The organism is Paremcibacter congregatus (assembly GCF_006385135.1).
Classification (GTDB): Bacteria; Pseudomonadota; Alphaproteobacteria; order Sphingomonadales; family Emcibacteraceae; genus Paremcibacter; species Paremcibacter congregatus.
In genome coordinates this window covers 199,663-218,558 of record NZ_CP041025.1, presented here as the reverse complement: position 1 = coordinate 218,558, position 18,896 = coordinate 199,663, and the positions used below count along the sequence as shown (strand labels likewise).

Below are 18,896 nucleotides of genomic sequence, written 5' to 3'. Positions count from 1 at the left end.
CAAGTAAAAGCACAGAACAATTAACCGTGATCAAAAAATTACCTGATCCAGCAAGGGATTCGGCAATGCCATCAGATCAGCCACATCGGTCCATAGCAGCATACAAGTGATCTCTTTGTCCGGATATATATCCCGCAGCACCGCCCGGTAGGCCGCCATCTGGCGCAGATAGAGCCGTGAGACATCAGCCACGTCAAAGGGCGGCGGACGATTGGTTTTATAATCGACCACCAGAATGCTGTCCTCCGTCACCACCAGCCGGTCCACCTGACCCGACACCGGGGTCGCCCCCACCAGCCCGACAATCGGCACCTCGGCGCGGCTGCCGGGACCAAAGACCGCGGCAAAGGCCGGATCGCTGAGAATGCCCATGATCTGCTTGGTGATTCCCGCGATATCCTCCGCCGCCAAATCATAGGCCGGTTGCGAGAGAAACTCTTCCGCTGCCTGTGCCTGTCGCACCACCGCCATATCCGGCAGAATTTCCAACAGTCTGTGGATCAGTCGCCCGCGATGGAAGCGGCTCTGATCCCTCGCTTTCACGGCGCTGGCCAGCAACGGGCTTTGCACCGCCGGTTCTTCCTCCTCGGGCCGCGACGGGCTTAAGGGCCGCACCGGGGAAGGCTCCGCCGGCGGCAGGGATTTCGCCCAAGGGGGCAAGGGCTGTGTCGCCCGCATCTCGGTCGTCCGGGCTTCTTCACCCGGCAGCACCGCCTCCTGAGGGCAATGATAGCGCAGCAGGTAATCATCACTGTCGTCGCCGGCACGCACCCCGTCCATGTCGGACAAGGCCGCCTTGATGCGGTCATACCAGCAGTTTTCACTGCGCTCGCGCTTGCCGTCCCAGCCGGTGATATAGAGCCGGTCTTCCGCCCGGGTCAGGGCCACATAAAGCAGCCGGAGGTATTCCTGATCCCGGTTGAGGTTGATCGCCGCCCGCGCTTCGGCGCAGGGGCCAAGTTCATAGTCGCTTTTCTGGGGCCAGAACAACAGACCGTCCGCCCACAAGAGGCGCGACCCCTTGCTCGGCACCTGACATGTATCGGGCAGGAAGACGATCGGCGCCTGCAGGCCCTTGGCCCCGTGCACGGTCATGATGCGCACCTGATCCTGGCCCTGCTCCATATCGCGTTTGATCTCCACATTGCCCTGCTCGACCCAGCTCAAAAATCCCTGTAGGGAGGAGATATTATTGGCCTCATAGCCCATGGCGAGCTGAAGGAATTCATCAATCGGATCGTTGGCCTCTTCGCCGAGCCGCGCCAGAAGCTTCTCGCGCCCGCGCAGGCTGGTCAGCAGATGACTGTAAAATTCAAACGGCGGGGCCTGATCGGCGAAATTGGTCAGGTTGGTCAGGAACTCATGGGCGCGGCGGAAGCTGTCCCGCTCGTCCTTGCGGGTGAGCAGGGCCGCCCACAGGCTGCCGCGACGGCCATACGCCAGATCATAAAGATCCTCTTCCGAAAAACCGACCAGCGGGCTTTTCAACACCACCGCCAGCGTCAGATCATCATCGGGCAGCAGCACCAACTGCCCCACCGCCATCAGGTCCATCACCGCGATCTGCTCACTCAGCAGCATCTTGTCCTGCCCCGCCACCGGGATATCGCGCGCCTTCAGGGCCCGGATCATATAATCGTCAAAGGCGGTGCGACGGCGCACCAGAATCATGATGTCCCCGGCCCGGATCGGACGACCCTGGGCTTCCAGAATCTCCCCCGTGTCGAGCCACAATTTAATGCGGTCGGCAATGCGCAGCGCCACTTTCATTTCCGGTGCATGGGACGGTTGCTGGATCACCGGCGGCTGCCAGTCGTCCGGGTCGGGCAACACATCCGGCGCTGAAGTATCCCACACTTCCACCAGCCCCGCATGGCCGACCCGCGACGGCAGATGACGGATCTCATCCGGGCTAAAGGACAGGGCGATGCGGCTGTCGGCGGCAATAAACACCTGATCGACCAGCGACAGCACCGCCGCCGTCGAGCGGAAGGACAGGGCGAGATTGACATTGTGGAAGCTGTGGTCCACCGCCGCCGATTTTTCTTCGAACGTCAGGCGGTTATCGACGAATTCCTTCGGATCGGCGCGCTGAAAACTATAGATCGACTGCTTGACGTCACCGACGGCGAACAGGGTGCGCACCGCCTCTCCCTGGCCCTCGCCGGTGAAAAACTCCTCGGCCAGCGCCTTGACCACCCGCCATTGTTCCGGGTTGGTGTCCTGGGCTTCGTCGATCAGGATATGGTCGATGCCGCCGTCGAGCTTATAGAGAATCCAGTCGGCAATGCCCTCGCGGCTGATCAGATCGGTCACCTTGAGGATCAGATCGTCATAATCCATCACCGCATGGCGTTTTTTGCTGTCGCGAAACGCCGTCATCATCGCCGCCCCGAGACTGAGCAACGCCCGGCTGTTGTCCAGCAGGGTGACCAATTTAAGCTTCCCATCAAGCGCCTGCAGACGGTCCGCCTCCGCCTCCATCGCCGCCAGGCCGCCCGGGCAGCTTTCCGCCAGCTTTTTCGGCATCAGGCTCTTGCGAATCTCGCCCTTGGTGGTGAGATACGCGCTTTTGTACCCCTCAAATCTCTCTCGGCGGTCGTCGGGTGCGCCGAGCCAGCCCGCCATCAGCGCCGCGGTTTTCTGATTGGCCGCGCTACCGCCGAGCAGGGTCTCCACCGCCTGCCGCAAGCCCGCACCGGAAAAATTTTCTTCCTCGCAGGCGGCCGCAATAAGCGACTCCCGCGTGTCGCCGCGGGACAGGCCCAACAAATTCTCCATGGCGGATATCGCTTGCGCCACCAGCCGGACGCGGCCCAGCATCTGTTCCAGCCCGCTGCGTTGCCCTATCAGCTCGCGGATCAACTCACCAAAGGTCGTTTCCGTTACTTTTCGGGAAATATAGGCCAGCGCCTCCGCCAGCGCCGGATTGATTGCCGCCTGCGCCTCGGTCAGGACCGCATCACGGGCGCGGGCCAGATGATCCAGGGCGGTGCGTTCATCCATCACCTGAAAGTGGGGGGCAATTCCGGCTTCCAGAGGGAAGCGCCCGAGCAGCGACTGACAGAAGGCGTGAATGGTCTGAATTTTCAACCCGCCCGGCACTTCCAGCACCTGGGCGAAAAGCTTCCGGGCCTGATCCTGTTCGTCGGGGCGCGGGGCGTGGCCGGTCAGGTCGGTGATATCCCGCCGCAGGTCCGCGTCCGAACAGGTCACCCATTGACCGAGCCGTTTGTTGAGCCGGTTGGCCATCTCCGCCGCCGCCGCCTTGGTGAAAGTCAGGCAGAGAATGCGTTCCGGGCGTGTGCCGTTCAACAGAATGCGCAGCACCCGGTTGGTCAGCACGAAAGTCTTGCCCGTGCCCGCAGACGCCGCCACCCAGACGGAGGCGGTGGGATCGGAAGCACGTTTCTGATCAGGGGTCTGGGCGGTCATAACGTCACCTCCCCTTCCTCATCCTGCTCGAGATCATTGCCCCGCCATTCGCGGGTGCGGGCCAGATGGTCATATTCGCCGTAACCGAGATTATCCGGGCGCGGGTTGTTGAGGTAAGGGGTCGCCTCCAGATCGAAGGTGGTCACCAGCCTGACCAGCCCGTCGTAAGACGCCTTGATCACCTCGCCCACATCAACCTTGGCCCGCACGTTCATATTGAAGCTGCTGATTTTCGCCACCTCTTCCCCGCCTTTAAGCTGCCAGTAGGACAGATCGCTGACCACGCCGCCGGCCGCGATGCCAGAGAAGTTTCCGCCCTCAACCATCAGGCCCTCGAGGGGCAATTGCGGCGCGTAACCGGCGTAAATCTGCCGCACCGTAGGGCTGGCGCCGGTTTTATAATCGATGATGCTGTATGTGCCGTCGCCCAGCCGGTCGATGCGGTCGGCCTTGGCGGTCAGGGTGAAGTCGCCACCCGGCAGGCTGAAGATCTTTTCACCGGAAATTTCCGTCGCCACGGTGGCGGATGTCGCACGCCGGATGCGTTCCTCTGCGACAAACCAGTCGGCGACCTGCAGGAAACGCGGCCACCAGAAGGCGCGCACCGTTGGCCGGTCAAGATAGGCGTCGAATTTCTCCCGCCCGATCTCCGCCAGCCTGTCCACTGCGTCGTCAGGCAGATGATCGGGATATTGTTTCAGGAAAGCATCGAGCGCATCATGGATGATGGTGCCTTTATCCGCCGCCCCTGGGTCCGCATCCAGCGGATCAAGCACACGGAGCCCGAGGATATAGTGCGCGTAAATACTATAGGGGTCCTGCATCCATTTCTGAATGCGCGTCACCGACAGGCTGCGGGGCCGGGCGGTAAGCGGTGGCGTCGGACGCGGCGGCGCGATCGAGCGCACTTGTTCCGGCTTGTCCAACGCCCGGTACCAGTCGAGCCACTGGGCGGTCGTCGTCGCCTTGGGGATCGCGAAATCTGCGTCGGCGGCAATGGCGTCAAGACGGCTGAGCCAGCGGGATTTCACCGTCGGGGTGCCATCGACCTTCTCCGCCCGGCTGATCACCACCTGGGGCGCGGAGGCCGCCTGAATGAAATCATGGGCGCTGAGACCGATTTTCTGTTCGAGGGACGGCAGACCGAACGCCCGGCGCATCGGGCGGCTCATCCAGGGGTCCGGGGCCGGTTCCGGCGGCCAGCTGCCTTCATTCAGGCCGGCGAGGATCACCAGATCCGCCTGTTGCAGCCGCGCCTCCAGCGGGCCCCAGATATTGAGCCGGGGGTGCTGGCCATATTTCGGCCGCACCGTCACCCCGCCCATAAAGACCTCGAGCAACGACGGGTAGGTCTCACACGCGAGGCTCGGCAGATGCGGCGCCGCCAGATGCAGGTCTTCAATCAGTTGCGCCGCCGCCTCCCCCGCGTCACCGCGCCACACCCGCTCGGCCCCGGTCCGATCGTGCGAGGCCGCCAGCCCCTCCGCCATCTCGATATGAGCGATCAGCAGATCCTCGAAGGAAGCGTCGGGCCTGGCCATCATCTGTTCAAAGGGGGCGATGACCCCGGCGAGACCGGCCCACCACTCAGCGAGCGCCATCAGTTCCGCCACAACGCGCTCTTTAGAGGCTTTTTTCTGAACCGCCAGCGCCGATGCGATTGCCCGGGCAATGCCGCCTGTGCCCGCCCCGGGGCGCGGCCCGCGCAGAATATGGCTTTCCAGCAGGCGGACTTTCTGGCGAAAATCGCCGACCACCTCACCGCCCGCACTTAGCGGATGCTTCAACACCGACAGCAACCCCACCGGCGCAAGACCGTCGCCGACCATCTCGGCCGTCAGCCGCAGATAAAGCCCGGCGGCGGTATTGAACAAAGGCGTGCCCGCACTGTCATCAATCAGAATGTCCCAGCGCTGCATCTCGCCCGCGACCCGGCGCGCCAGCTGCCGGTCCGGGGTAACCAGCGCCGCGGTCTTGCCGTCGGTTTCCAACACCTCGCGCAGCATCAGGGCGATCATGCCCGCCTCTTCCCGCTGCCCCGGCGCGTCCAGGCGCAGGAAGCCCTCGGTCGCGGCGGTGATATCAAGCGTGAGTGTGCGCCACTGGTCGGTGGTTTCCGCCGGACGCATTACCTCCTGCAGCAATCTGTGGCGGGCGAGCTTTGCCGCCGACGGCGTCTGGTCGAGCCACGGCCGCACCTCGTCGCGGTTGGCGCCGATCGCCTCCAGCAGATGCTTCATGGTCGCCTGCGGGTGGGTATCGTCCAGCACGTCCCAGCTCGCCGCATCCATTTCCGCGTCCAGCCCCGGCAGCAGCACAATGCCCTGGGGCAGACGCGCCACCACTTCGAGCAGGCCCGCCGTCGCCGGGATCGAGCCGGTGGAGCCGGCGGCGATGATCGGATGAGCGGGCGGATTTTCGAGCCATTTTTCCCGCAAGCCCTCCAGCAGAATATTACGCCGGGCCGCCACGTCGGAAAAACCGGTCGGGCCCAGAATATCCGGCCAATGTTCGGTGAGGATCTTGAGAAATTCCAGGGTCTGTTGCCAATGCCCGGCATATTCCTCCGGCACCAGATTTTCCAGATCGCGAAAGGTCAGCTGCTCGGTCTGGACCTGATCGAGGAACTGACCCAGAGCCTGCGCCAGGATCGCGCATTGCGCCACCTCCGGCACGGGCTCTCCCGTCACCGCCTGCCGCCGCCGGTACCAGCGGGCGATGATGTCCATCAGCAGCATCTGGCGCGTAAAAGGCGAAATCGCCGGGGCGAGGGCGCTGTCCCAGGTGGCCTGAGGCAGATTGCCCGACAGAAACAGGTCATCCTCATCCACATCGCCGATCGGCTCGATGCGCGGCAACAGCAGAGACTTGCCCCCGGCCTGACGCAGGAAGGCGTCGCGCAGGGAGCGCACCGCCCGACGGTTGGGCAGCAGGATCAGCACATCACTAAGGGTCAAGGGATCGTCGCCAAACCGCGCCCGGATTCCCGCCACCAGTCCATCGACAAAGGAGGTATGGGCGGGCAGGTTATAAAGCTCAGGCGCTTTTTTCAGACGACGCGGCATTCAGGTCAGTCTCCTAAAATTTCATCCATTTCCCGTTTCGCGGCGGCGGTGCCCACATGATACCAGTCGCCCTCATGCACCACGCCGTATAATCGTCCGGCGGCGGCGGCCCGATCGAAGAGCAATCGCAACGAGAAAGGCGTATCCGGGGTGGCGGTAAAACAATCCGGCTTCATGATCAGCACCCCGCCATATACGTGATCCGCTGTCGCATCATTACCGCGATGAGTGAGCCGCCCGCGCGGCCCCAGGTGGTAATCCCCTGCGCCATCATAACCGTAAGCGCGGTCTTTTTCCACCAGCAGCAGCAGAATATCCATGTCTGGCGCCTGCCAGAAGGCCTGCAACCGGTGCAGCATCGCCTGCCGTTCCGGCGCATCCCGCCAGATCATATCGCTGTTGAGGACATAAAAAGGCTGATCTCCCAGAATAGGCAACGCCTGTTTCACACCCCCGCCGCTGTCCATAAGTTCCGCCCGCTCATCAGACAGGGTCAGCGTCAGGCGGTGATCATGATATCGACTGACAAAATCCTCAACCTGACCTGCAAGATAATGACAATTCAGCACCACATCGCTCACTCCGGCGGCGACCAGTCCTTCGAGGCTATAGCTGAGCAAAGGCTTGTTCGCCACGGTGACCAGGGGCTTGGGGCGATTTTCCGTCAGGGGCTTCATGCGGAGACCAAGGCCTGCCGCCAAAATCATCGCCTTGTGCGGCAAAAAAGATATCGGTTTCACCCCTTGGGCGCTAGAGGCGGTTCCGCGGTTTTCCGGCGCAATATGAGCCTCCAGCCAATCCTTCACCGGTTTGAGAGCCGGCTTCGCCAGATCGCGGGCAAGCAGGCCCCATACCCGGGGAATAAGTTTGAGATAGGAATCCTTGCCATCGCGCAGATACAGGCGCGAGAAAATGCCGATAATCTTGGCATTGCGTTGTGCGCCAAGAATGGCATACACCCGTCGGAAAGACTCTTCATCTCCTGAGTAAGTTCTTAGATAGCGTTCCAGCATGGCCGCTTCCAGTTCAGGCGACACATCCCGGCGTGCATCCTGCAACACCGACACCAGATCGTAGGCCTTATGACCGACCACAGCATCCTGGAAGTCCAGCAACCCCAAACGCTCCAGACCGGTTTTATCTGCTCGCAACATCAGATTATCGGCGTGATAATCCCGCAATGTCAAGCAATCCAAATTCTCTGCGGCTTCCGCCAAGGGCGCCTGCCAAAGCTCTATAAATTCAGCCCGCGCCTGATCCGATAACGGCTGTCCTGTCACCCCCGGCATATACCAGTCACAAAACAGACCGACTTCCCGCGTGAGCAATGTTCTGTCGTAACGTGGCAGGGTATGTGTCACCGTTCCGTCCACATCCAGAACAGAAGGCGCGGCCTGGCTTTGAACCAAAACAAGGCCATCAATGGCCATCTCATAAAGCGCCTGTTCCTGATCCGGCTGCGCCTTAATCAACCGGGAAAATAAATCGTCGCCAAGGTCTTCCAGCAGCAGAAAGCCATTTTTCAAATCATGGGCCAGCACCTCTGGCGCCGCCAAACCCCGGCCTCTCAGATAACGGGCGACTGCGACAAAGGGCCGGACGTTCTCAAACGCCGGCGGCGCATCCATGAGAACGGCGCTTTCCGTCCCCCGGTCCAACCGTTCATAACGACGGAAAGAGGCATCGTCAGCCAAAGGCCGGCGGCGGGCATCTCCCCACCCTTCTGCGGCAAGAAAGGCCTGGCTGCAGGCAAAACGCTCGTCGGTCACGATAAAATACTCCCGAGGCGATTACGCCACTGTTCATCGCCAATCAGCGTCAGTTTTCGTGCCCCCTGATCGGCCATGATCTCCAGCCGGCAGGTGAGAAAACCTTCCGGCAAATAAGGCCCCAGTTTCGCCGGCCACTCGATCAGGCTGACGGCGGTATCGAAGGCCTCCTCGATGCCCAACTCGAAGGCCTCTTCCGGGCTTTCCAGACGGTAAAGGTCCATATGCCAGATGGCAGGCGTTGTCATATCCTCCGGGGATGGCTCATAAACCTGCACCAGATTGAACGTCGGGCTCGGCACGTCATCCGCAAAACCCAGCGCATGAATCATCGCCCGGCAGAATTCCGTCTTCCCGGCCCCGAGCGTGCCGTCAAAGGCCAAAATATCGCCCGGGCGCAATAATGGCGCCAGACGGGCGGCCACGGCCTGTGTTTCCGCCAGATCCGGCAGGTCTATTTCAGCTAAAATAATCATATTCCCTTCATTCACCAACCAGGCTCACCTGGGCGGTCATGCCGATCCGCCGGGGCAATTCCAGCGTGATCGTGGTGCCGACATTCAGGCTCGATTCGACCCCCACCGTGCCACCATGCAATTCAACAAAACTCTTCACCAGCGACAGCCCCAGCCCGGCCCCCTGCTCATTGGGGACATTGGAACCCGTGTAGAATTTCTCAAATATCTTATTCACCTCGTCCGGTTTGATGCCGACACCGGTATCCCGGACCATAATTCTGTAATTTTCGTCCATCTGTTCCACTTTGACCGTTACGGTTCCCAGGGACGGGGTGAATTTTACCGCATTACTCAACAGGTTATAAATCACATGATGAATTCGTTTGGCATCCCCCCAGACCGGCTTGAGATCGCCTTCACAATCGACCACCATTTCAATGTCCTTGGCCTTGATGCGCTCCTGCATCTGGCCGACAATCTGATCCATAACGGAAGGCAGAGTAAACTCGCCCACATCCAGGGTCAGGCCCCCAGCCTCAATCACTGACAGGTCAAGAATATCATTGATCAGTTCAAGCAACTGCCCGGACGCCGACAGGATATTATTCATATATTCATGCTGCACATCATTCAGCGGGCCCTGATATTCCTTGCCGAGCAATTCCGAGAAACCGATAATACTGTTCAGCGGCGTGCGCAATTCGTAGGACATATGGGCCAAGAAGTCTGTCTTGATCTTGTCGGTTTCCTCCAGCGCCTGGTTGCGTTCCCGAAGCGCCGTTTCGATGGCGATGCTGTCCGACACATCAATGAAGGTCGTCAACATGGCCCCGTCCGGCAATGGCACCGCCGAATAGTCCAATACACTGCTGTCGCGCCGGCGGATTTGACCAGAAGAAATTTCCTTCTTCACCTCACCGCCGACAATCAGGTTGTTTAGCTCGTCAATCTGCGGCGTATTGCCAAAATTACGGGCGCAGGCATCCATCACATCCATGGTATGAGGATTGTCATCCAGCAATTTACGCGGCAATTTCCAAATATCGGCAAAGGCCTGGTTATAGAGCTGCAAACATCCGTCAACGCCAAACACCGCCACGCCTTCATGAAGGTTGTTCAGGCTTTCCCGCTGAACCGCGAACAGGGTGTTATAGGACCGTTCCAGCGCAAAATGGTCGGTCACATCTTCATAAAAAATCAGCAACCCGCCCAAGGGGTGTGGCTGCGTCACCACCCGGAGAGAGGTATTGTCCGGCAAATGCCACATTTCCTCAACCGGTTCAAGAAGCTGGGTATAGGCTTCCATCTGCGCCGCTTTCCATGCCGGAAAATTGGCCTGTTCCGGCAGACGGCGCGCATCACGCATGGCTTCCAGAACCTCGCCATGATGCGGATGACTGAACAACAGGTTTTCCGGCAACTGCCACAACCGACTGAAGGCGCTGTTGTAATATTCCAGACGTTTGCCCGAGGTGAAAATCGCCACCGCCGTCGACAGCTTGTTCAGGGTTTCCGAATGGGATTCCGTATGATGGATCAGTTCTCCCTTGGCCTTTTCCAGTTCGGTTATATCAAGCGCATACCCCAGACTGCCCATCAGGCGGCCTTCCCGCCGCACCGGAATGTTATGGATATCCACCGCCCGGCGTTCACCGCGAATAACCACAAAATGCTTCTCATTATAGTTCTTGTTGACATCCCGGGAAATCATCGCAATGTCGCGCACCGTTTTGCCAATGGAACTCGTCGCCAGTTCCAGACCCTCGGCAATCACCTGATCAACTGTTTCCCCGTCCACCGCATCGACATAGGCGGCATTAACCCACGACAGATTCAGGTCCGGATCGCGCATCCACATGGGAAAACGCACCAGATCGCTGGTGCTTTCCAGAAAGGCCAGACGGCTGCGGATACGTTTGGTTTCTTTTTCTTTCTGATTGGCGATATTTTCTTCCAGGGTTGCGTCACGAAACCAGACGATAGACCCCTCAAGCGCCGCTCCCACGGTCAGGGTTTCCCCCTTGACGACGATGTGGCGCTTTGTCGCCGCCAGATAAAGCAGCTTGCGAAAGCTTTCCCCATAATCCAGCAACCGGGTGATATGCCCCATCAGCGCGTCATATTGTTGATCCGACAACCCGACGGTCTCTGAACGCAGACAGTCCAGACCGGCGTTTTCATCGGTCACGCCAAACCAGCGCTTCACTTCGGTGAAGGATGTCAGATGCCCCTGTTCATCCCAGACCAGGGAAACCCCGCGGCGGGATTTCAGCGACAGGGCCTGCAGCGCGTTTTGTTTTTCCGCCTCATCCAGCCGCCGCTTCACCCGCATCCGGTCCCACAGCATCCACAGAACCAGGCACAGGGTCAGGCCACTGAACATCGCCATCAGCAGCACAGGGTCCTGCGTCAGCGGTGCCGATGACGTCGGCGCAGCAGCAGCCTTCCGGCTTGTCCCCGACAACAGAATGCCCCACAGAAGTATCGCCACCAAAGTGCCTTTCGGTGATGTCAAAGCGCGCCTCGCCATAAACCCTTCCACAAATTTTTTTATAGCGCCAATCATAACCGATCACACCAAAAAAGGAAGCCCGTTCTCTCTGCGAAAAAGCAAAAGGCCCGAACGTCGGATGACGGCCGGGCCTTGGAATATTTCGGGTCTGGGATACAGACGTCAAATTCTAGTAGCGGTAATGATCCGGCTTGAACGGTCCATCCACCGGCACATTGATATAATCCGCCTGTTCCTGGGACAATTTGGTCAGCTTGACGCCGAGTTTGTCCAGATGCAACATGGCAACTTTTTCGTCCAGATGTTTCGGCAGGACGTAAACTTTATTCTCGTAGTTAGCTGCATTATGCCACAGCTCGATCTGCGCCATCACCTGGTTGGTGAAAGAGGCGCTCATCACAAAGCTTGGGTGGCCGGTGGCACAGCCGAGATTAACCAGACGGCCCTTGGCCAGCACGATAAGACGCTTGCCATCCGGGAAGACAACTTCGTCAACCTGTGGCTTAACCTCTTCCCACGTATAATTTTCCAGGGCAGCGATCTGTATCTCGGAATCAAAATGACCAATGTTACATACAATTGCGCGGTCTTTCATTTCCCGCATGTGATCAATGGTGATGATATCCTTGTTGCCGGTTGTCGTGACGAAGATGTCGCCGACTTTCGCGGCTTCTTCCATGGTCACAACCTGATAACCTTCCATCGCGGCCTGAAGCGCACAGATCGGATCGATTTCAGTGATCAACACCCGGGCGCCCTGGTTGCGCAGGCTGGCCGCGGAGCCTTTGCCAACATCGCCGTAACCGCCGATGACGGCGATCTTGCCGGCGACCATAACATCGGTGGCGCGCTTGATGCCGTCAACCAGGCTTTCACGACAGCCATAAAGATTGTCGAATTTGGACTTGGTGACGCTGTCATTGACGTTAATCGCCGGAACGGTCAGCTTGCCCTCTTTTTCCATTTGATAAAGACGCAGCACCCCGGTGGTGGTTTCTTCTGAAATCCCGCGAATATCTTCGAGAAGTTCCGGGAAGTCCTCATAGATCATCGCGGTCAAATCACCGCCATCATCCAGAATCATGTTCGGACGCCAGCCATCCGGACCAACGATGGTTTCCCGGATACACCAGAGGAACTCTTCCTCGGTCAGGCCCTTCCAGGCAAAGACCGGAATACCGGCGGCGGCCATGGCGGCGGCGGCCTGATCCTGGGTGGAGAAGATGTTACAGCTCGACCAGCGGATTTCCGCGCCCAGAGCAATCAGGGTTTCCATCAGAACGGCGGTCTGGATGGTCATATGCAGACAACCGGCAATGCGCGCGCCCTTCAAAGGCTGACTTTTCCCGAATTCCTCACGCAGCGCCATCAGGCCCGGCATTTCCGTTTCCGCAATGGTGGTTTCTTTCCGGCCCCAGTCAGCCAGGGAAATATCGGCAATTTTATAATCGGTGAAGTCGCTCATGAACAAGGTTCCTGTCTCAAGAAGAATAATATTACGGCCCGCTTATAACAGCAGAATCCCCTCCGCACAAGCATAAAGAAATCTTTATATTGTTATATTGATATTAATAGTTATAATTTAACGCGCCGCACAATCAGTTCAGGAACCTAGTCTTCACCGAATTTATCCGTGATCAGTTTTTCCAGAGCATCAAGGACCGAATGGGCCAACGGTCCTTCGGCTTTCAGGGTCACCGTATCGCCGGTTGCCGCAGCCAGCATCATCAATCCCATGATAGAGGTTCCCACAACTTCCGTACCGTCCTTGGAAACAAGAACTTCCGTATCATATTGTCCGGCAACGCCGACAAACTTGGCCGACGCCCGGGCATGCAGACCCCGTTTGTTGCGGATTACGACATCACGGGTTTCCAGGAAATCAGCGTCTGGCGATCGTGTACTCGGGCTCGGGCCCGCGCCCGATCCTGTCATGGATTATCTCCAGACAGGACATGAGACGCGACATTGATATATTTACGGCCTGAATCCTGCGCCGCATTGATTGCCTCTTCCATGCTGCAGACCATTCTGACACTGGCGAGTTTGATCAGCATCGGCAGATTTATGCCTGCGATAACCTCGACATTGGCATTTTCCATAATGGATATGGCGAGATTGGACGGCGTACCACCAAACATATCGGTCAGCAGGATCACCCCCGCCCCCTGATCGACCTCCTTGACCGCATTCAGAATATCCTGGCGCCGTTGTTCCATGTCATCGTCGGGGCCAATACAAACCGAGCGCACTGCTTTTTGCGGACCGACCACATGTTCCATTGCAGAAACAAACTCTTCGGCCAGACGTCCATGTGTTACCACGACCATACCAATCATATTGTATCTCTCTTCCTATCCATACGCCGAATCCCGACGTTACTCTTTTATCATTAATTCGCGATGATAGAGATTCGCTTTATACCCATTTTTATTCAGCGACTGCGCCATTTTCTCCGCCAGCGTAACGGAACGATGACGCCCTCCCGTGCAGCCAAAGGCAATCTTTAAATAAGATTTTCCTTCTTCCTTATACTCAGGCAACAAGAAAAAGATCAAGTCACTTATTTTCGTCCAGAAAGTCTCGAACCGGGGATCGGCCGCCACATAGTCCTGCACCGCCGGATCCAGACCAGTCAGGGCCTTCAGATCCGCTACATAATGCGGGTTCTGCAAGAACCGCACATCAAACACCAGATCCGCATCCCGCGGCAACCCCTTGGGGTAGGCGAAAGAGCTTATCATGATGCTCAGTTCCCCCCCATGTTCCCGTTCAAACTGATGGCTCAGGGTCTGGCGCAGCTCTTGAATGCCGACACCGCTGGTATCAAAGAGGAAATCGGCTTCGGCGCGAATGATATCCATCATCCGGCGTTCGCGGATAATGCCGTCCGTCACCTGCCGGTCCTGGGCCATGGGATGTTTGCGGCGGGTTTCGGTAAATCGTTTGGCCAGCGTCTCGTTGCTGCTGTCAAAGAACAGAATCTTGACGGTGATGTCATCACGGGCGCGCAAGGTCGCCAGGCTTTCCAGGATTTTATCCGGTTGAAAATTGCGGGTGCGGGCGTCGATACCGATGGCCAGTGCCGGACGGCTATCTTGCTTGCCATCCGACAGCACCAGATCAACCACATTGGGCAGAAGGGTCACCGGCAGATTATCAATCGCCTCATACCCCAGGTCTTCCAACACCTTCAGGGCCGAGGATTTCCCCGCCCCGGACAAGCCGGTAATCAGATATAATTTCAGCCTTTTTTTCTCTGAGGCTGCGGTCTGCGTCATATTGTGCTCCCTGATCCTGGCTCACCCCCAGCATATGTCCAAAAATGAGCCTGATCAGCTAAATCTAAAAACACTCTGGAGTCAACCGCTCTGCGATAAATTCTCCGTGTCTGCGACGAAGACATCGAACGTCCTGTTTATGGGGGATTTTATTTTTACGTGAAAATCTTCAGGGCCGCCGACAGTTTTTCCGGTGCCGACGCCTCCAGACCGTTAAAATCGAGGCAGGGAACCTCAATTCCTTCAAGGAGATAGCTCTCCTCTTCCGGCAATCGCTCAAGGGCCGACGCCGTCGTCGGCGGCGTCAGGTTGAACACCATATCTACCGGCGCTTCAAGACGAATCGGTACCGACAGAACACCCACGGCCCGGACTTCAATTTTTCCGGCAATAGTCTGCGGACCCCGCATCACCGGCCGTCCCGCATAAGCCCCCCGGTCCGGGCAGCTGATCTCGAGATAGTCATCCCCGACCAGTTCGCCACCGCGCGCCATCAGACGCAGGGCCAGATCAGATTTGCCGACCCCCGACGGTCCTCTCAGGATCACGCCTTTACCTTCAAAGACCACTCCGGTGGCATGCAGCAGGGTCATGATCCTCTCTCCGATGCGCCGTTGCCCTGCGCCCAGGGACGGAGCTGAACGATAAAGCGGGCGCCTTTCACCTTGCGGCGGTTTTCGGCGATAATCGCCCCGCCGTGGGCTTCGACGATCTGTTTGCAGATGCTCAGCCCCAGGCCAGAATGACGTCCAAAGGCTTCCGCCTTGGGTCGCTCGGAATAGAACCGTTCAAAGATATCTTCAAGCTTGTCTTCAGGAATGCCGCGACCTTCATCCTCGACCACCAACTGCACCATATTGCGCTGATGGCTCAACCGGACCCAGATATGGCCATCGGGTTTCGAAAAAGAAATCGCGTTATCGATCAGGTTACGGAACACCTGGCCCAGCTGCCCTTCAAGACCGCTGACCTCATAGGCCCGGTCCGTCTTATCGCCTCCTTTAGGGGAGGCCACCTCCAGATGCAGGTCCGGAATCTGGTCGCTTTGTGACGAATCATACAGATCGATAATCGTGGTCAACAGATGGCTCAGATTGACCGGCTTCATTTGGCTGCGCGACATTTCCGCATCAAGACGGGATACATTGGCGATATCTGTGATCAGACGATCAAGACGTTCCACATCATGGGCGATGATGCCCAGAAGTTTTTCTTTGGCCGCATCATCCTTGGCATAGGAAAAGGTCTCCACCGCACTGCGCAGGGAGGTCAGGGGATTCTTCAGTTCATGGGACACATCGGCGGCGAAATTGGCGACGGCGTCAATCTGTCGCGCCAGAGTCAGGGTCATGTCTTTTAGCGAACGGGACAGATCACCCACCTCGTCATTACGGCCGGAATAGTCGGGAATATCCGCCCCGGTATGAGTGCCGGCGCTGATTCTGTCCGCCGACCGCGCCAGCCGCAAAATGGGCCGCACAATGGTCCGGGCGAGGAAGAAAGACAGCAGCAGGGTCACCAGCAGCACCACCCCGAAAAACTTGAGAAACGTAAGCCTGGTTTGCTGAACCGATTCGATAATATCACGGGTATCGGCCGACAACATCAAGGCGCCCAGGACCCGGCGAAACCGTTGCACCGGCACCGCGACCGTAATGACTTCCGCCTGGTCGGACAGGTGCCGCATGCGATACCCAATCTGGCCTTCCAGGGCGCTGACCACTTCGGGGTAATGATCCGCGACCTCGCCCTTGACTTCGTGATATTGTTCCAGATCATCGCGACGGTGTAAATTGTCGAGCAGCTGGCTTATGCGGTTCGAGACCCCGTCCCAAAAGGCGCTCCAGCCTTCATTAAGGGGCAATTCGTCAATCACCACGGACTGGCCAATTTCCAGATCGCGACTGTCGAGCAGACGGCGGCCGTCAAGCCCGAACAACCGGGTGCGGGTATTGGTAACGCCGACAATACGAACCATGATTTGCCGGGCGGGCTCAAGCCGCAGTTCGGTTTCTTCGTTGGTCACCGTCGCCGCCTCACCCAATGCCCCGGCCATTACCTCCGCATCCTTGATCATCGATGAAATGCGCGACTGAACCATGGTGGTCTGATATTGGTCAATATAGAGAATGCCACCCGCCAGAAATCCCAGCGCAATCAGATTAACCATCAGAATGCGAAACGTCAGGGGCGACATCCGCCGCGGGTTGCGCAACAGTTTCACATTGCGCACATCATTTTCTGCAGCGGGAGACGCCGTTTCTACCATGGAACCGCCTGCGGCTTAACTTTCCGTATAGCGATAACCGACGCCATACAGGGTTTCAATGCCGTCAAAATCCGGGTCCACATTACGAAACTTCTTGCGCAGCCGTTTGATGTGGCTGTCTATGGTGCGATCATCGACATAAACATCGTCATTATAGGCAATATCCATCAGTTGATCGCGACTTTTCACATGGCCGGGCCGGTGGCTCAGGGCTTCAAGAATCAGAAATTCCGTCACCGTCAGCTTCACATCCTGCCCGCCCCATTCACAAACATGCCGCACCGGGTCCAGTTTCAGACGTCCCCGGATCAACACGCCGTCTTCATCTTCACCGTCGGTTTTGCTTTTCTGCACCGCATCCACCCGACGCAGGATGGTTTTAATGCGCTCGATCAGCAACCGCTGGGAAAAAGGCTTCTTGATGTAATCATCCGCCCCCATCTTCAACCCGAGCATTTCATCAATTTCATCATCTTTGGAGGTCAGGAAGATAACGGGAAAATCGTGTTTTTCCCGCACCCGGCGCAACAGCTCCATACCGTCCATGCGCGGCATCTTGATGTCAAATACCGCCAGATCCGGTAAATCCTTAGCCAAACCTTCCAGGGCCGCCGCACCGTCATTATAAGTGACCACGTCAAACCCTTCGGATTCCACCGCCATACTGACCGACGTCAGAATGTTCTGATCGTCATCCACAAGCATAATTTTTGAAGCCATTTAGTCTCTTATCCTCTGTTCCAAATCTTGCGCGGCAAGATTAGCATGATTTTTTCTTAATGATAAGTTTTTCCCCCTCTTATCATTTATTAGGCACCAACTAAGGCCAAATTGAGAAGGCAAAATTTATATTTCACAGCTGCTTAAGGCACGTCCCGGCTCATCAGAACCACATCGCCCCCGTAAGGGATTTCTTCACTCTCAACCGCCGGCAATCTATATAAAACCTCAAACCCCATGTGCTGGTATAACCGCATGGCACCGGCATTCTGTTCAAAAGCCAACAGACTGATCCGGTCACAGGCCACGGCCTGCGCCTCCTCGAAAGCATCTTCGATCAAAAGCTTCCCCAGTCCCCGACCGCGATACGCCGGAAAACACGCCAGACTGTCGATATAAAAACTGCCCGGCTCATGTTGCTTGAGATCGGCATAAACCCGGCGCATCGGCGCCAAACTGTCCAGTTCGGCGGCGGTTTTTTTCACCAGAATATGATTGAGACACATGGCCGCCACCCGCCCGTCGCAGTCCGCGACCCGCACCCGACTGTAATGATTATAGCCCTCTGACGCCAAAACTTTGGCCGCGCCCACATCAATTCCGTTCTGGCCGTCGGCCACCATCGCCAGGGTCAGTTCCGCCTGCCAGTCATGCAATTCAATGCCACGCGACGCGATGTTGATCAATTCTGCAATTTGGCGGGCATCCGCTGCCTCTCCCCCTCTCAGGAGAATATTTTCTGACCTATGTGTCGACATCTGAGGCATTTTCCGTGGTTTTTCTGTGAATTCCCTTGGATATCATCCCGGCTATTCGTTATACTATCGCCCAATTTAAATTCCATTTGTAAATGAAGTTGTACCCTATGAGAAGATCAAAAGCATCCACCTTTCCCCGCTGGAACGGCTATGAATCCGAGCGGGACCCTATTCAGGTCAGGATGTGTGATCATGATGGCTGCGACAACAAAGGTGAATTTCCCGCCCCCAAATCCCCTGACAGCCGCGACAAATGGCAATTCTGCGAATTTCACATCACCGAATTCAACAAGAACTGGAACTATTTCGAAGGCCTGAGCAAAGATGAGGCCTTCAAACGCGCCCAGGAAGACATGCGCACCGCCCGGGGTTATGCCTCCAGTGGCGCCTATGACATGGGGGAAGAAACCTACGGCAAAGACCGGCGGCGCAGCGACGCACTTGATATTCTTGATCTGGAGGAGGACGCCACGGCCGCCGAGGTTAAAACCGCCTATCGCCGTATGGCCAAGCTCTATCATCCCGACACCAATCTCGGGGACAGCGATGCGGCAATCAAATTTCAGCAGGTCAGCGCCGCCTATGAAGTTCTCAAGGTAAAATAAAGGCCGGGCAGAATGCCCGCCCGG

Annotated in this window: 14 protein-coding genes; 1 reads left to right on the top strand and 13 read right to left on the bottom strand. The window is 57.6% G+C overall.

Features of this window, described 5'->3' with window-relative positions; translation table 11 throughout:
* Positions 1–30: 30 nt before the first annotated feature.
* The 13 genes from addA to FIV45_RS00930 form a co-directional block, all read right to left on the bottom strand.
* A complete protein-coding gene (gene addA, locus FIV45_RS00990) occupies positions 31–3,435 on the bottom strand; it encodes a double-strand break repair helicase AddA (RefSeq protein WP_099474383.1) in 3,405 nt (1,134 codons plus the stop codon).
* Positions 3,432–6,500 carry a double-strand break repair protein AddB gene (addB, locus tag FIV45_RS00985; RefSeq protein WP_099474385.1) on the bottom strand — a complete coding sequence of 1,023 codons (3,069 nt, stop codon included), beginning with the start codon at positions 6,498–6,500 and terminating at the stop codon, positions 3,432–3,434. Before addB ends, addA begins: the two co-directional genes overlap by 4 nt.
* Before the next feature lie 5 nt (positions 6,501–6,505).
* Positions 6,506–8,269 (bottom strand): phosphotransferase, encoded by a 1,764-nt coding sequence (locus FIV45_RS18545; protein ID WP_099474388.1) that lies wholly within the window; start codon positions 8,267–8,269, stop codon positions 6,506–6,508.
* Positions 8,266–8,745, bottom strand: a complete 480-nt coding sequence (gene tsaE / locus FIV45_RS00975) for a tRNA (adenosine(37)-N6)-threonylcarbamoyltransferase complex ATPase subunit type 1 TsaE (RefSeq protein ID WP_099474503.1) — start codon at positions 8,743–8,745, stop codon at positions 8,266–8,268. Before tsaE ends, FIV45_RS18545 begins: the two co-directional genes overlap by 4 nt.
* A 7-nt stretch (positions 8,746–8,752) precedes the next feature.
* Positions 8,753–11,257 carry a PAS domain-containing sensor histidine kinase gene (locus FIV45_RS00970; protein ID WP_165777063.1) on the bottom strand — a complete coding sequence of 835 codons (2,505 nt, stop codon included), beginning with the start codon at positions 11,255–11,257 and terminating at the stop codon, positions 8,753–8,755.
* Between the two features lie 151 nt (positions 11,258–11,408).
* A complete protein-coding gene (gene ahcY / locus FIV45_RS00965; protein ID WP_099474393.1) occupies positions 11,409–12,704 on the bottom strand; it encodes an adenosylhomocysteinase in 1,296 nt (431 codons plus the stop codon).
* Positions 12,705–12,850: 146 nt separating this feature from the next.
* The gene (locus FIV45_RS00960; RefSeq protein ID WP_099474395.1) at positions 12,851–13,174 is read right to left on the bottom strand and encodes an HPr family phosphocarrier protein; all 324 of its coding nucleotides are present in this window, start codon (positions 13,172–13,174) and stop codon (positions 12,851–12,853) included.
* Positions 13,171–13,578 (bottom strand): PTS sugar transporter subunit IIA, encoded by a 408-nt coding sequence (locus FIV45_RS00955; protein WP_099474398.1) that lies wholly within the window; start codon positions 13,576–13,578, stop codon positions 13,171–13,173. Before FIV45_RS00955 ends, FIV45_RS00960 begins: the two co-directional genes overlap by 4 nt.
* Before the next feature lie 39 nt (positions 13,579–13,617).
* On the bottom strand, positions 13,618–14,520 hold the full coding sequence (gene rapZ, locus FIV45_RS00950; RefSeq protein ID WP_099474401.1) for an RNase adapter RapZ: 903 nt from the start codon (positions 14,518–14,520) through the stop codon (positions 13,618–13,620).
* Between the two features lie 155 nt (positions 14,521–14,675).
* A complete protein-coding gene (locus FIV45_RS00945; protein ID WP_099474404.1) occupies positions 14,676–15,113 on the bottom strand; it encodes an HPr kinase/phosphorylase in 438 nt (145 codons plus the stop codon).
* The gene (locus FIV45_RS00940; RefSeq protein ID WP_099474406.1) at positions 15,110–16,789 is read right to left on the bottom strand and encodes a stimulus-sensing domain-containing protein; all 1,680 of its coding nucleotides are present in this window, start codon (positions 16,787–16,789) and stop codon (positions 15,110–15,112) included. Before FIV45_RS00940 ends, FIV45_RS00945 begins: the two co-directional genes overlap by 4 nt.
* Positions 16,790–16,804: 15 nt before the next feature.
* A complete protein-coding gene (locus FIV45_RS00935) occupies positions 16,805–17,509 on the bottom strand; it encodes a response regulator transcription factor (RefSeq protein ID WP_099474409.1) in 705 nt (234 codons plus the stop codon).
* 143 nt (positions 17,510–17,652) lie between these two features.
* Positions 17,653–18,267 carry a GNAT family N-acetyltransferase gene (locus FIV45_RS00930; RefSeq protein WP_165777064.1) on the bottom strand — a complete coding sequence of 205 codons (615 nt, stop codon included), beginning with the start codon at positions 18,265–18,267 and terminating at the stop codon, positions 17,653–17,655.
* Positions 18,268–18,374: 107 nt separating this feature from the next.
* Between FIV45_RS00930 and FIV45_RS00925 the strand changes: the two genes are divergently transcribed.
* Positions 18,375–18,872, top strand: coding sequence for a J domain-containing protein (locus FIV45_RS00925; RefSeq protein ID WP_099474414.1), 498 nt, complete (start codon positions 18,375–18,377; stop codon positions 18,870–18,872).
* Positions 18,873–18,896 lie beyond the last annotated feature (24 nt).